The organism is Pseudomonas arsenicoxydans, from assembly GCF_006438915.1.
Taxonomy (GTDB): domain Bacteria; phylum Pseudomonadota; class Gammaproteobacteria; order Pseudomonadales; family Pseudomonadaceae; genus Aquipseudomonas; species Aquipseudomonas arsenicoxydans_A.
This window is the reverse complement of the sequence record NZ_RCZE01000005.1, coordinates 239,887-252,738: the sequence shown is the minus strand read 5'-3', so window position 1 is coordinate 252,738 and position 12,852 is coordinate 239,887. Positions and strand designations below refer to the sequence as shown.

Genomic DNA, 12,852 nt, shown 5'->3' with positions numbered 1-12,852 from the left:
AGGTAATCAGCGCAGGGTGTCGATCATATCGGCGACGGTGGTCAGCACGTCTTTACCCAATTGCTTGGAGCGCTTGCCGGACCAGCCTGTCAGCGCATTCGGCGCATCGTCGTTGTCCTTGAACGGCATCTCCAGGGTCAACGACAGGCAGTCGAATTTCTGACCGACGCTGTTGCAGGCCAGGGTCATGTTGGCTTTTCCCGGCTCGTCGCGTGTATAGCCGTGCTTGGTCTGGAAATCCTTGGTCAGGTGTTTCAGATGGCTGCGGAAATGCTCTTCGAGTTTTTCGATGCGCGGCGTAAAGCCCGGGTTGCCTTCGCAGCCGGCGGTGAACACATAAGGGATTTCTTCATCGCCATGGACGTCGAGGAACAGGTCGACGCCGTATTTTTCCATCTGCTGTTGCGCGAACAGCACTTCCGGGCTGATCTCCTGGCTGGCGCTTTGCCAGGCACGGTTCAGGTCCTGGCCCATGGCATTGGTGCGCAGGTGACCGTGAAAGGCGCCGTCCGGGTTCATGTTCGGGATTAAGTACAGGTCGGCGCTGGCCAGCAGTTTGTTCAACACCGGGTCGTCGTGCTTTTCCAGGCGTTCGATCACACCTTCCATGAACCATTCGGCCATGTGTTCGCCAGGGTGTTGCTGGGCGATCATCCAGACCTTGCGCCGACCTTCGGCACCGCTACCTTTGCGCAGCAACTGAATATCGCGCCCTTCAACGCTCTTGCCGGTGGCCAGCAGCTCGGTGCCGGCCTTGGTCAGTGCCTGTTCGATCAGCCAGTCGTGGCGGCCACGGCTGTAAGGTTCGAAATAGGCGAACCAGGCGTGGGTGGCTGTGGCTTCCAGGCTGAAGCGCAGGCAGTCGCCTTCGAAGATAGTCGGCACGCGGAACCAGTTGACGTGGTCATACGACGCAACGGCCTGATAACCGTCCCAGGCTTTGTTGTACGAAGACTTGCTGGCGTTGTTCAGGCGAAACCAATGCTCCTGACCGACGTGCAGGCCGCTGGCCTTGAAGTGGAACCATTGAAAATGCGGGCTGCGAGTGTCGGGCTTGATGGCCAGCAGCGCTTGAAGCGGATTGCTGATGTCCAGCACTTCAATGTTGCCGCTGTCGAAGTTTGCGCTGATGTCAAAGGAAGATTTGGCCACGCTCATAGTCGGTTCCTGAATATGATTTTTATGGCGGCTACTTTACACGCTGAAAAGGGATTAGGCGTTTGGAAAAAACGGCCCCTCGTGAAACCGTCATCGGCGCGTATAGATCACCATCAGGACGGCCCCCTGCACCGAGCCCGCACTGTGTGCCGCGTTCGGGGCGCGGCAACAGTAGTCGCCGACGTTCAGTGTGCGGTCCTGGTCGTAGAAGGAACCTTCCAGTACGAACAGTTGTTCCAGCTCGCCTTCATGGGTATGACTGGCAACTTGGGCGCCAGGGTCGACTTTCATCAGCATGGTTTTTTCGCCGCGTTCGCTGTCCTCGAACAGCGGTTTGATCCAGAAGCCTTCAGCCTGTGTCGGCAACCAGTCATCCATCGAGGACGAGTGATAAAGAGAGCCTTCAACCGACCCCTGGATGCCGTTTTTCCCGGCAATTTTCCATGAAGGTGTTTCATCGCTTGGCATGTTGTTCACCTGGGTTGGTTTACAAGTCCTTGACCAGTCGCAAGGCATCGTAGATCGCGGCGTGGGTGTTGCGCGCAGCCACGGCATCGCCAATGCGAAACAACTGGAATTGGCCAGCCGGGTTGGTCACCACCTGTTGTGGGTTGCCAACGATCAGGTCCTGATGTTCGATCACACCGCCGTTGCTGGAAGCGGACTTCAATTCGAAATACAGTTCATCCAGCGGTCGGGTGCCGTGGTTGACCACCACTTGATCGACGCGTCGGACCTTGCGCGCACTGCCGTAATCGCTGTCGATCGTGGCCAGCAGATCCTGCCCCTCGCGCTCGACCGCGAGCAACCGGAAGGTGACGGTGAAGGTGGTATCCAATGCTTGCAGCGAGCGCATGTAAGGCACCAGATTCATCGCCATGACTTCCGGCGCGAAGGTCCGGTCTGGCGTCATGATCTCGACTTTTGCGCCACTTCTGGCGATGAACTCGGCAGCCTGCAGCGCAGCGTGATCACCGGCGTCGTCGAACAGCAGGACATTGCGCCCGGGTTTCACATCCCCGGCAATAATGTCCCAGGTGGAGACCACCAGGTCATTGCCTGTCGAGAGAATCCCTGTATGGGGTAGGCCACCGGTGGCGATGATCACCACGTCCGGGTTTTCATCGTGGACGGTGCTGGCCTCGGCCCAGGTATTGAAACGAAAACTGACGCCGCGGGCCAGGCACTGAGCCATGCGCCATTCGACGATGCTGATCATTTCCCGCCGGCGTTCCGATTGCGCGGTGAGCCGAACCTGGCCGCCGGCCTGATTGGCGGCTTCGAACACCACCACCTCATGGCCGCGCTCGGCCGCCACTCGCGCCGCTTCCAGCCCGGCGACGCCGGCCCCGACAATCACAATCTTGCGTTTGCCCGCCGCCTTGGGAATGTCATGGGGCATGCTGGTTTCGCGGCCGGTGGCCGGGTTGTGAATGCAGTAGGCAGCACCGCCCTGATAGATCCGGTCCAGGCAATAATTGGCGCCGACACAGGGGCGAATATCTTCTTCGCGACCTTCGATAATCTTGCGCACTATATGCGGATCGGTCATGTGCGCGCGGGTCATGCCCACCATGTCGATCTTGCCCGAGGCGATGGCATGGCGGGCGGTGGCCACGTCCGGAATCTTCGCCGCGTGAAAGGTGGGGAAGTCGGTGGCGGCGCGAATCTCGCCGGCGAAGTCCAGGTGCGGTGAGTTGCGCATGCCCTGGATCGGAATCAGGTCGGTCAAACCCGCGTCGGTGTCTATGTGGCCGCGGACAACATTGAGAAAGTCCACCATGCCGCTGTCTTTCAAGCGCCTGGAGATGTCCAGGCCATCCGCCGCGGTCAGTCCGCCGGGCATTAACTCGTCGCCGGTATAACGCACGCCGACGATGAACTCGTGGCCGACGCGCTGGCGAATGGCGCTGAGGATGTCGAAGGTAAAGCGCAGTCGATTGTCGATGGAACCGCCATAGGGGGCATCGAGGTCGTTGGTCAGTGGCGACCAGAACTGATCCATTAGATGCCCATAGGCTTGCAGTTCGATACCGTCCAGGCCCGCAAACTTCATCCGTTCGGCAGCGTCGGCATAGTCCTTGATGATGCGTTCCACGTCCCAGTCTTCCATCTTCTTCGGGAAGGAGCGATGGGAGGCTTCACGCTCGAACGAAGGTGACACCACGGGCAGCCAGTCGCCCTTGTCCCAGCGCGTGCGCCGGCCAAGGTGCGTCAACTGGATCATGACGGCCGCGCCATGTTCGTGGCAGGCGTCGCTCAGGTCGCGCATCCAGCCGACCACCTCGTCCTTGTAGGCCAGAATGTTGTTGAACACCGGCGGGCTGTCCCGGGAAACCGCAGCGGAACCTGCGGTCATGGTCAAGGCCACGCCGGCCTTCGCCCGTTCCACGTGGTAAGCGCGATAGAGCTCCTTGGGCATGCCATCCACGGGATAAGCCGGTTCGTGGGCGGTGGTCATGATGCGATTTCGTAAAGTCAGGTGCTTCAACTGATAGGGCTGGAGGAGCGGATCATTCAGCATCGTCAAGACTCTCCGAAAGCGGGCAAGGACCTGTGTTGAAATTACGTTAGGGTGAAATGTACACCTGTGTCAACACTATGGACACAGGTGTACATTTTGCTTGCGCGGTGTTGTGTGAGCGGCTAGGATCGAGCCATGAACGAACAAACCAAAGCAGTAGAAACCGGCTGGAGAGGGTCACTGGAAGGGTGGCTCGATGCAGCGTATGAAAGCCTGACCGAGTGCGGCGTAGACACGGTGCGGGTGATGCCGCTGGCCAAAAAGCTGGGGTTGTCGAGAACCAGCTTTTACTGGTTTTTCAAGGATCGCGAAGAGCTGCTCGCGGCTTTGATCGAGCGTTGGCGGGTGAAGAACACCGGTAATCTGGTCGCCCAGACCGAGTGTTATGCCGAGAGCATTGCCGAAGCGATGCTGAATGTTTTCGACTGTTGGCTGAACCCCGATCTGTTCGATTCACAGTTCGAATTTGCCATGCGCAGTTGGGCCTTGCAGTCCGCTGAAGTGTCCGAGCATATCCGCGTGGCCGACATTGCCCGCCGCGAAGCCTTGATCCGCATGTTCATGCGCTTCGACTACACCTATGAGGGGGCCGATGTGCGGGCCCGCACGATTTACCTGACACAGATTGGCTACATCAGCACCAACACCCGAGAGGATATCGGGGAGCGAATGCGGCGGATTCCCGAGTACGTGAAGATCTTCACCGGCCAGGAACCCCTGGAGCGTGAGTTGAAACGCTTCTACTCCCGCCATGGGTATGTGATGGATGAAGTTTCATCGTCGACCCAGGACTGATCGCAGCGTCTGACTGACGAAGGCAGGTTCACATGAACGAAGAACCCACGATAGGCATTATCGGTGGATCGGGATGGCTTGGCCGTTCGATTGCCCTGGCAATGCTCGACAAGGCGTTTGTCCAGCCCGGGGCTTTGGTGCTTTCGAACCGCAGTGCGAGCAACCCGCTGACGAGTGCCAAGTGGTCAGAGGTGACCGTAACGAGCGACAACCAGGCGCTGGTGGAGCGCTGTGAGGTGGTCATCGTGTCCGTGCGCCCCGAGCAGTTTGCCGAGGTAGAAATCTGCGCTGAAAACCGGCTGGTGATTTCCTTGATGGCAGGCGTTTCTCTGGAAGATGTAGTGCAGCGTACCGGCAGTCGGCAGGTGATTCGCGCCATGGCCAATGCCGCCGCCGAAATCGGCAAATCCTATACGCCCTGGCTGGCGACTCAACAGGTCAGCGAAGAGCAAAAAGCCTTCGCCCAGTGCTTGTTCGAAACCTTTGGGGGTGCCGATGAAGTCTTCAGCGAAAGCCATTTGAACTACCTGACGGCGTTGGTCGGCACAGGGCCTGCTTACCCGGCTTTGTTGGCTCGCAGCCTGTTTCAGCATGCCGTGAGCAGCGGTCTGCCACCGGCGATCGCCCAGCGCGCTTCCCATGCAGTGGTGGTGCAAGCCAGTCAGTTGATTGGCAATGGGCGCTCCGTCGACGAACTCTTGCAGGCGCTCATCAGTTATCGCGGGGTCACGGCGGCAGGTCTCGACGCCATGCTCGCCAGCGGATTCGATAAAACAATAAAAGCAGGCCTGGATTCAGCGGCCTCGGTCGCCAGTTCCATGAATCCCTTTGCCCATTCTGCTGACACGAAAGAAGGTCCAATGACGCGGTAGTTGGCCCTCCTTAACTCTGGCCGCAATCGAGGTTAGCGTTTATGAATTTAAAGTCTTTCTCGAAAACGGGACTTGCACTCGGCATCGTCGCCTTCAGCGGTTGGGTGTCAGCCTCCGAGTGTGGTGATGTGACGATTGCCAACATGAACTGGCAATCGGCTGAAGTCATGGCCAACGTCGACAAGCTGATTCTTAATGCGGGTTACGGTTGCAATGCCGATCTGGTCACCGGGGATACGGTTCCGACCATCACCTCGATGGTCGAGAAGGGCCGGCCTGACATCGCACCTGAAGGCTGGATCGACCTGGTTCCGGAGGTCGCCAGAAGCGGTATTCAAAGTGGCAACCTGATCCAGGCGGCAAACTCGTTATCCGACGGCGGCTCGCAAGGCTGGTGGATTCCGAAATACATTGCCGATGCCCATCCGGACATCAAAAGCTTCGAGGATGTGAAAAAGCACCCCGAACTGTTCCCGGCCCCTGACGACAAGAAAAAAGGCGCGATCTACAACGGCCCGCAAGGTTGGGGCGGCACCGTGGTCACCAGTCAGTTCTATAAGGCCTACGACTTCGAGAAGGCCGGTTTCGTGCTGGTGGACACCGGTTCGGCCGCAGCGCTGGATGGCTCCATTGCCAAAGCCTACGAGCGCAAGGCGCCTTGGCTGGGGTTTTACTGGGAGCCGACCGCTTTACTGGGCAAGTACCCCATGGTGAAGCTGGACAATGGCCATCCGGTCGATGCTGCGGAGTGGAAACGTTGCAATACCGTCGCTGACTGTCCTGATCCAAAACCCAATGGCTGGCCGATTGATCGGGTCTACACCCTCACCACCAAAACCTTCGCCGCTCGCTCGCCAACGGTCATGGCGTACCTGAACAAGCGCGCCTGGTCCAACGAGACGGTGAATAAACTGATTGCCTGGATGACTGACAACCAGGCCACCGGTGAGGAAGGCGCCAAGTATTTCCTGAAAAACAATGAAGCGCTCTGGACTAAATGGGTGACCCCTGAAGCCAGCGGCAAAATCAAGGCTGCGCTTTAATCCACTTGGGTCGATGCGGCTCGCCTGTTCGCGCTGCATTGAACCTCGCGCACCGATAACAATAAAAACACCCACGTATTGAAACGACCTGCCAGCTTTCTACGGTCTTCTACAAAAGGGGAATGTCATGGAGTGGTTACTGAGCTTTCCACACATGGAGGACGAAAGACTCCGGGCCTTGAAAAAGGTCATCGATGGCGCCTTTCGTAACTTCACCAGCACTTACGGCGACAGCTTCGAAGCCTTTTTCCAGCCGTTGCAGGTTTTCCTCAATCAGTCCGAAAGGTTCATGACCACGACGCCATGGCCGATCATCATTGTGCTGGTCGCCTTGATTGCCTGGTTCGCCAGCCGCAGTTGGAGAATTGTCCTGGGGTGCGTGTTCACACTGATGGCTATCGGTTATCTGGACATGTGGTCTGACACGATGAAGACCCTGTCGATGATCTTCGTCTGCACGGTGATATCCATCGTCATCGGTTTGCCGACCGGGATCGCGATGGCCCGTTCCAACCGTCTGCAGAACGTTGTCAGCCCGGTATTGGACGTAATGCAGACCCTGCCGAGCTTTGTCTATTTGATTCCAGTGGTGATGTTGCTGGGGATTGGCAAGGTCGCGGGGCTGATTGCGGTTGTGATCTACGCCTTGCCGCCGATGATCCGCTTGACCAACCTCGGCATCCGTCACGTTGACGCCGAGATGCTGGAGTGCGCCGACGCCTTTGGCTCGTCCAGTTGGCAGAAACTGAAAAACGTCCAGTTACCGTTGGCATTGCCCTCGATCATGGCCGGCATCAACCAGACGATCATGATGGCGCTGGCCATGGTGGTCATTGCGTCGATGATTGGGGTTCAAGGCTTGGGCCAACCGGTACTCAAGGCTATTTCCAATCAATATTTCACCCTGGGCATTTTCAACGGGCTGGCCATTGTCGGGATTGCGGTGATCTTCGACCGAGTCAGCCAAGCTTATGGCCGAAGACTGCAAAAGCATTTGGAGAGAGTTCATGGCCACTAATCTGACCAACGATTTCGGCATCGAAATCAGGCATCTCTACAAGATCTTCGGTTACCAGGCACAGGCCAGTATCGAGCGGGTCAAACAGGGCATGAGCAAGGCTGAGCTGTTGAGCAATCACAGTCATGTGCTGGGATTGAAGGACATCAATATCAGCATGCCGTCCGGGGGGATTCAGGTGATCATGGGGCTTTCCGGTTCGGGCAAGTCGACCTTGATCCGCCATATCAACCGATTGATCGAACCCACCGCCGGCGAAGTCATCGTGGGTGGCGTGGATGTGCTCAAAATGAGCCCGACTGATTTGCGAGAGTTTCGACGACATAAAATTTCCATGGTGTTCCAGAAATTCGCGCTGCTGCCAAACCGCACCGTGCTCGACAATGCGGTGTATGGGCTGGAGATCCAGGGTATGTCCCGTGACAGGCAGGTAGAAATCGCCACAGGCTGGTTGGACCGGGTAGGGCTCCAGGGTTACGCAAGTCACTATCCCAATCAGCTGTCCGGAGGCATGCAGCAGCGCGTCGGCCTTGCCCGGGCATTGGCCAGTGATGCGCCAATTCTGTTGATGGATGAAGCGTTTTCGGCCCTGGATCCTCTGATCCGCATGGACATGCAGTCGGTGCTGCTTGACCTGCAAAAAGAGATCAAGAAGACCATCGTGTTCATTACCCATGATCTTGATGAGGCACTGCGTATTGGTGATCGCATCGCGATCTTGCGTGACGGTGAAGTGGTGCAACAAGGCACCCGACAGGAAATCGTCATGACGCCTGCCGATGATTACATTGCCAACTTCGTCAAAGAAGTGAATCGGGGGCGGGTGATTGGCGTCGAGGCCATCATGCGGCCCATTGTCCAGGTGAAAGGCGGAGCGACGCTGACCGTACCCATGGGGACGTCATTGGAGTCAGCGGTCAAAAGACTGGTTGAGGCGGGGTTCGATGAATTGGTGGTCACTGACAGTCAGGGGCAGCCGGTAGGGCAGTTGGCGCTGAAGTCGATCATCGCGACGATGGTCACCTCGGCAGTGAGTGAAGAATCACAGGACGTTCAGCCAAGAGTAAAGTCGAAAGCGTGACGGCTTACCGAAGTAAAACCGAGGGAAATTGCGGAGTGCAGAGGGGGCGTCCTCCATGACGCCGACGCAGCTTAGATACTGTGCGATTGATTCTCAAGTGCTTTTTTTACAATCGTTTGGCCCAATGAGCCGGGCTTCTCTTGCCAACCAATATTCTTTTGATATTATCCGCGCCATCGAATTTGCAGCACCCAAAGACTTCATTAGCCTGAAGGTAAAAGCCAGAATAACTGGCAAAAAAAGACCCGGCAAAAAGCCGGGTCAAAAACCGTGATTAGCCTGATGAGGAGATGTCCAGGAGACCGACCTAAGGTCACTTGGACAATCGACTGATCTCGCGACCAGCTGCATGCAATAATAATCATTCTCGTTTGCAAGTCAAATGATTTTATCTGCTCGATTGGAAACCTCTTTCCTGTCCTCCCCAAACGCTCGCCCGTTTCATGCGTTCCGATGCCCCTGCAACGACCGATCGATCATCGCTTTGGCCATATCGATCATGTGCACCGTCGAATAGGCCAGGTCGCGGCTTGGACCGTGCAGGTTGCTGGCTGATTCATGCGCAGTCGCCGCAGCGCATCGCAACAAATCAAAGGCATGAATCAGTGCCTCTTCTACGCTGATGTCCGGGTTCACATCAAAAAACCGCTCCACGGCAGCGGGTTCGGACACAGCTGGTTTCAAGTAATAATCCAGCGCTCGCTGTGCGGCGGCATTGCCTTTGGGCGAGGTCAGGGTGGTATCGATTTGCATATCTGGCAGGTCATTGCTGGGTAACGTCATGACGATGGCAAGCTCCGTGATAGATTCAGATCCGTGAATCCATCCTAGTACGAACTGTATTTGTGACTGGAATTTAAATACTACAAGTTGTGTTTTGTTGGTCGGAGTACCCCACGTATCGTGCCGCACATGGATAAATGGATTGAGTTAGTCAAAGCCAAGATGAGTGACCTCAAAGTCACTCAAGAGGTCCTCGCCGACCGCCTCGGGATGTCCCAGGGTGGCGTGGGTCACTGGCTGAATAAACGCCGTCAGCCGAGCATTCAAGACATGAATCGTGTCTTGCGTGCGCTCGGGATGGATTTTCTGGAAGTGGCGATGGTGATTCGTGAGGTCTTGCAGGACGACGAGCCTTGCCTGTCGCATAAGTACAACCCGTACTTCCGTTACCCGGTCAGTGAGTGGCGCGAGCCGATGCAGCTGCGTGACGGCGAGCTGGCGGTCTACGGCAAGCCGCGTTTCGAACTGACCGATTACCACGCGCAGGGTGCGGCGTTCTGGCTGGTGGTGGTGGGCGATGCGATGACGGCACCCACGGGTGTGAGCATCGCCGAGGGCATGATGATCCTGGTGGATCCGGCCATTGTGCCGGAGCCCGGAAAGCTAGTGATCGCGCAGTGGTCGGACAGCACCGAGGCGACGTTTCGCAAGCTGATCGAAGAGAGCGGGCAGCGTTACCTGGTCCCGCTCAATCCTACATATCCGAAAGCCCTTTACACCGACGACTGTCGAATTCTCGGCGTAGTGGTTCAGGCAACGGCCAAATTCTAATCAGATCGGTCCTCGTAGAACGTAGGACCGATCTTCATTTCACGCTTCTTCCAGTTCGACCAACGCACTGCCTTCGCTGACCATTTCGCCTTCCTGGCAATACAAGGCCTTGATCACGCCTGCGTGGGGCGCACGAATGCTGTGCTCCATTTTCATCGCCTCCAACACCACCAGTTGCGCCCCGGCTTCGACCGTTTGCCCGGCCTCTACCAGCACTCGCACGATGCTGCCGTTCATTGGTGCGGTGAGCCCACCTTGATGGCTGTGGCTGGCTTCGACGGCGCTGATCGGGTCGTAGGCATCGATGCGGCGCAGCTCACCTTCCCACTGCAGATAAACAGAGTCGCCACGGCGTATTGTCCGATGCTGGCGGCGTACACCGTTGTGTTCGGTCAGCAATTGCTCGCCTTTAAGCTGGGAAGTGCAGACATCGCCCAGGGTCAACGCGCGATCCTGGCCTTCGCAACTCAAGTGCAGGGTGATTTCTTTCGGCAATCCAGCCCGGAAACCATTGCTGATTGCCCATGGCGAACTCACGTCATCTGCGCGCGGTGCATCAGCCTGGCTCTGCGCAACGGCCTGCGCGGCGGCTTGCCAGAACGCGTCACTGAGGTCCGACGGCGCTGGCAACAATTGCTCCTGGAAACGCGGGATAAACCCGGTGTCCAGTTCAGCCGCGGCAAACGCAGGATGCGCGATGATCCGGCGCAGGAAGTTGATGTTGGTCTTGAGTCCGCCAATCGCAAACTCATCGAGCATGCTCAACAAGCGCAACCGTGCCTGTTCGCGATCCTCACCCCAGGCAATCAGCTTGCCGAGCATCGGGTCGTAGAACGGCGAAATTTCATCACCTTCCTCGACACCGCTGTCGACCCGACGTCCCGGGCCTGCGGCGGATTCTCGATACAGCTCCAGACGTCCAGTGGCCGGCAGGAAATCATTGGCCGGGTCCTCGGCGTAAAGCCGCACTTCAATCGCGTGCCCGATCAGCGGCACTTCGGCCTGGGTCATCGGCAGCGCCTCACCACGGGCCACACGAATCTGCCAGGCCACCAGATCGAGGCCAGTGATGGCTTCGGTGACAGGGTGCTCTACCTGCAGGCGCGTGTTCATTTCCATGAAGAAGAACTCGCCGCGCGAATCCAGCAAAAACTCCACGGTGCCGGCGCCGACATAACCGATGGCTTGTGCCGAGCGAACAGCAGCCTCGCCCATGGCACGACGCAGCTCCGGGCTCAAGCCTGGCGCGGGTGCTTCTTCGACGACTTTCTGGTGGCGACGCTGGATCGAACAATCTCGTTCATTCAGGTACAGGCAGTTGCCATGCTGGTCGGCAAAGACCTGGATTTCCACGTGGCGCGGTTTGAGCAGGTACTTCTCTACCAGCATCCGTGAGTCGCCGAAGGAGGATTTCGCTTCACGCTGGGCCGAGGCCAGGGCTTCGGCCAACTGACTGACGTCCTCGACCACTTTCATGCCTTTGCCGCCACCGCCGGCGGTGGCCTTGAGCAGCACCGGATAACCGATGCGCTCACACGCCTCGCGGAAGGTGTCAACGTCCTGCGCTTCGCCGTGATAACCCGGTACCAGTGGCACGCCGGCGGTTTCCATCAGCGCTTTGGCGGCGGACTTGCTGCCCATGGCATCAATGGCCGAGGCGGGCGGGCCGAGGAAGATCAGGCCAGCGTCTTCAATCGCACGGGCAAACCCGGCGTTCTCCGACAAAAAGCCGTAACCCGGATGGATCGCCTGAGCGCCGCTGGCCTTGGCCGCGGCAATCAGTTTGTCGATTTGCAGGTAACTGTCGGCGGCTTTGCTGCCGCCGATGTCGACGCGGATATCCGCTTCGCGGCTGTGTCGCGCTTCACGGTCAGTGGCGCTGTGCACGGCCACGGTGGTCAGGCCCAGCGCTTTGGCGGTGCGCATGACCCGGCAGGCGATTTCGCCACGGTTGGCCACCAGCAGGGTAGTGAGAACAGGTGCGCTCATCAACGCGGCTCCTTGGTGGTGGGGGCTTGCCAGCTCGGCGGACGCTTTTGCAGAAAGGCACGCAGACCTTCCTGGCCCTCAGGGCTGACGCGGATACGGGCGATGGCGTTTTCGGTGTAACGGCGCAGGGCCGGAGTCAGCGCGCCGTGGCCGACTTCACGCAACAAGTCTTTGCTGGTGCGCATGGCGGCGGGACTGTTGAGCAGCAGGTTGTCGATCCACTGTTCGATTTTTTGCTCCAGCTCGGTGCCCGGATAGCTTTCCGACAACAAGCCGATTTCACGCGCCCGTTGCCCGCCGAAACGTTCGGCGGTCAGCGCATAACGGCGGGCCGCGCGCTCGCCGATGGCCTGCACCACGAATGGGCTGATCACTGCCGGCGCGAGTCCGATGCGCACTTCCGACAGGCAGAACTGCGCGTCGTCGGTGCCAATAGCCATGTCGCAGCAACTGATCAGGCCCAGCGCACCACCGAACGCGGCGCCTTGCACCACGGCCAGGGTCGGGATTTTCAATTTGGCGAGGTTGTACATCAACTCCGCCAGTTCCCGGGCGTCGTCGAGGTTGGTGTGGTAATCGAGCTCGGCCGATTGCTGCATCCACGCCAGGTCCGCGCCGGCGCTGAAATGTTTACCGCGTCCACGCACCAGCAAAAACCGCAGGCTGGTGTCGCTGGCCACAGTGTCCAGCGCGAGGATCAGTTCGCGGATCATTTCTGCGTTGAAGGCGTTGTTCTTTTCTTCACGGCTGAGCCACAGGGTGGCGAAACCCCGTGGGTCGGTCAGCAGTTCGAGGGTCTTGAAGTCGCTCATGGTTTT

13 protein-coding genes are annotated in these 12,852 nt (G+C 58.2%); 7 read left to right on the top strand and 6 right to left on the bottom strand.

The window, feature by feature from the left end:
- Positions 1-6: 6 nt before the first annotated feature.
- The 3 genes from EAH78_RS12615 to EAH78_RS12605 all read right to left on the bottom strand — a co-directional run bounded on the left by EAH78_RS12615 (position 7) and on the right by EAH78_RS12605 (position 3,682).
- Positions 7-1,158 (bottom strand): M14 family metallopeptidase, encoded by a 1,152-nt coding sequence (locus EAH78_RS12615; RefSeq protein WP_140667816.1) that lies wholly within the window; start codon positions 1,156-1,158, stop codon positions 7-9.
- 90 nt (positions 1,159-1,248) lie between these two features.
- Positions 1,249-1,626: a cupin domain-containing protein gene (locus EAH78_RS12610; protein ID WP_161599683.1), complete on the bottom strand. Its 378-nt coding sequence runs from the start codon at positions 1,624-1,626 to the stop codon at positions 1,249-1,251.
- A 19-nt stretch (positions 1,627-1,645) separates the two neighbouring features.
- On the bottom strand, positions 1,646-3,682 hold the full coding sequence (locus EAH78_RS12605) for an NADH:flavin oxidoreductase (RefSeq protein ID WP_140667814.1): 2,037 nt from the start codon (positions 3,680-3,682) through the stop codon (positions 1,646-1,648).
- A 135-nt stretch (positions 3,683-3,817) separates the two neighbouring features.
- On the opposite strand from EAH78_RS12605, the gene EAH78_RS12600 reads away from it, so the two are divergent.
- From EAH78_RS12600 to EAH78_RS12575, 6 genes are all read left to right on the top strand, one after another.
- Positions 3,818-4,477, top strand: coding sequence for a TetR/AcrR family transcriptional regulator (locus tag EAH78_RS12600; RefSeq protein ID WP_032833623.1), 660 nt, complete (start codon positions 3,818-3,820; stop codon positions 4,475-4,477).
- Positions 4,478-4,509: 32 nt separating this feature from the next.
- The gene (locus EAH78_RS12595; RefSeq protein WP_140667813.1) at positions 4,510-5,349 is read left to right on the top strand and encodes a pyrroline-5-carboxylate reductase family protein; all 840 of its coding nucleotides are present in this window, start codon (positions 4,510-4,512) and stop codon (positions 5,347-5,349) included.
- Positions 5,350-5,390: 41 nt separating this feature from the next.
- Entirely contained in the window at positions 5,391-6,392 is a 1,002-nt protein-coding gene (locus EAH78_RS12590) for an ABC transporter substrate-binding protein (protein WP_140667812.1), read from the top strand.
- A 154-nt stretch (positions 6,393-6,546) separates the two neighbouring features.
- The gene (locus EAH78_RS12585; protein WP_430539933.1) at positions 6,547-7,410 is read left to right on the top strand and encodes an ABC transporter permease; all 864 of its coding nucleotides are present in this window, start codon (positions 6,547-6,549) and stop codon (positions 7,408-7,410) included.
- Entirely contained in the window at positions 7,400-8,491 is a 1,092-nt protein-coding gene (locus EAH78_RS12580) for a quaternary amine ABC transporter ATP-binding protein (protein WP_140667810.1), read from the top strand. The genes EAH78_RS12585 and EAH78_RS12580 overlap by 11 nt, the downstream gene beginning before the upstream one ends.
- Positions 8,492-8,546: 55 nt before the next feature.
- Complete coding sequence (locus tag EAH78_RS12575) at positions 8,547-8,765, top strand: hypothetical protein (protein WP_140667809.1); 219 nt, start codon at positions 8,547-8,549, stop codon at positions 8,763-8,765.
- Between the two features lie 167 nt (positions 8,766-8,932).
- Here EAH78_RS12575 and EAH78_RS12570 read toward each other — a convergent pair whose 3' ends face one another.
- Positions 8,933-9,274, bottom strand: a complete 342-nt coding sequence (locus tag EAH78_RS12570; RefSeq protein ID WP_140667808.1) for a DUF6124 family protein — start codon at positions 9,272-9,274, stop codon at positions 8,933-8,935.
- 129 nt (positions 9,275-9,403) lie between these two features.
- Between EAH78_RS12570 and EAH78_RS12565 the strand changes: the two genes are divergently transcribed.
- Positions 9,404-10,045 (top strand): S24 family peptidase, encoded by a 642-nt coding sequence (locus tag EAH78_RS12565; protein WP_140667807.1) that lies wholly within the window; start codon positions 9,404-9,406, stop codon positions 10,043-10,045.
- A gap of 39 nt (positions 10,046-10,084) precedes the next feature.
- On the opposite strand, the gene EAH78_RS12560 is transcribed toward EAH78_RS12565, so the two are convergent.
- Both EAH78_RS12560 and EAH78_RS12555 read right to left on the bottom strand, forming a co-directional pair.
- Positions 10,085-12,034, bottom strand: coding sequence for an acetyl/propionyl/methylcrotonyl-CoA carboxylase subunit alpha (locus EAH78_RS12560; RefSeq protein ID WP_140667806.1), 1,950 nt, complete (start codon positions 12,032-12,034; stop codon positions 10,085-10,087).
- A complete protein-coding gene (locus tag EAH78_RS12555; RefSeq protein ID WP_140667805.1) occupies positions 12,034-12,846 on the bottom strand; it encodes a gamma-carboxygeranoyl-CoA hydratase in 813 nt (270 codons plus the stop codon). Before EAH78_RS12555 ends, EAH78_RS12560 begins: the two co-directional genes overlap by 1 nt.
- Positions 12,847-12,852: the final 6 nt, after the last annotated feature.

Excerpts from the sequence above, each read along its gene's own strand:
- EAH78_RS12615 (WP_140667816.1), bottom strand. The coding sequence starts at position 1,158 with ATGAGCGTGGCCAAATCTTCCTTTGACATCAGCGCAAACTTCGACAGC.
- EAH78_RS12610 (WP_161599683.1), bottom strand. The coding sequence starts at position 1,626 with ATGCCAAGCGATGAAACACCTTCATGGAAAATTGCCGGGAAAAACGGC.
- EAH78_RS12605 (WP_140667814.1), bottom strand. The coding sequence starts at position 3,682 with ATGCTGAATGATCCGCTCCTCCAGCCCTATCAGTTGAAGCACCTGACT.
- EAH78_RS12600 (WP_032833623.1), top strand. The coding sequence starts at position 3,818 with ATGAACGAACAAACCAAAGCAGTAGAAACCGGCTGGAGAGGGTCACTG.
- EAH78_RS12595 (WP_140667813.1), top strand. The coding sequence starts at position 4,510 with ATGAACGAAGAACCCACGATAGGCATTATCGGTGGATCGGGATGGCTT.
- EAH78_RS12590 (WP_140667812.1), top strand. The coding sequence starts at position 5,391 with ATGAATTTAAAGTCTTTCTCGAAAACGGGACTTGCACTCGGCATCGTC.
- EAH78_RS12585 (WP_430539933.1), top strand. The coding sequence starts at position 6,547 with ATGGAGGACGAAAGACTCCGGGCCTTGAAAAAGGTCATCGATGGCGCC.
- EAH78_RS12580 (WP_140667810.1), top strand. The coding sequence starts at position 7,400 with ATGGCCACTAATCTGACCAACGATTTCGGCATCGAAATCAGGCATCTC.
- EAH78_RS12575 (WP_140667809.1), top strand. The coding sequence starts at position 8,547 with ATGACGCCGACGCAGCTTAGATACTGTGCGATTGATTCTCAAGTGCTT.
- EAH78_RS12570 (WP_140667808.1), bottom strand. The coding sequence starts at position 9,274 with ATGACGTTACCCAGCAATGACCTGCCAGATATGCAAATCGATACCACC.
- EAH78_RS12565 (WP_140667807.1), top strand. The coding sequence starts at position 9,404 with ATGGATAAATGGATTGAGTTAGTCAAAGCCAAGATGAGTGACCTCAAA.
- EAH78_RS12560 (WP_140667806.1), bottom strand. The coding sequence starts at position 12,034 with ATGAGCGCACCTGTTCTCACTACCCTGCTGGTGGCCAACCGTGGCGAA.
- EAH78_RS12555 (WP_140667805.1), bottom strand. The coding sequence starts at position 12,846 with ATGAGCGACTTCAAGACCCTCGAACTGCTGACCGACCCACGGGGTTTC.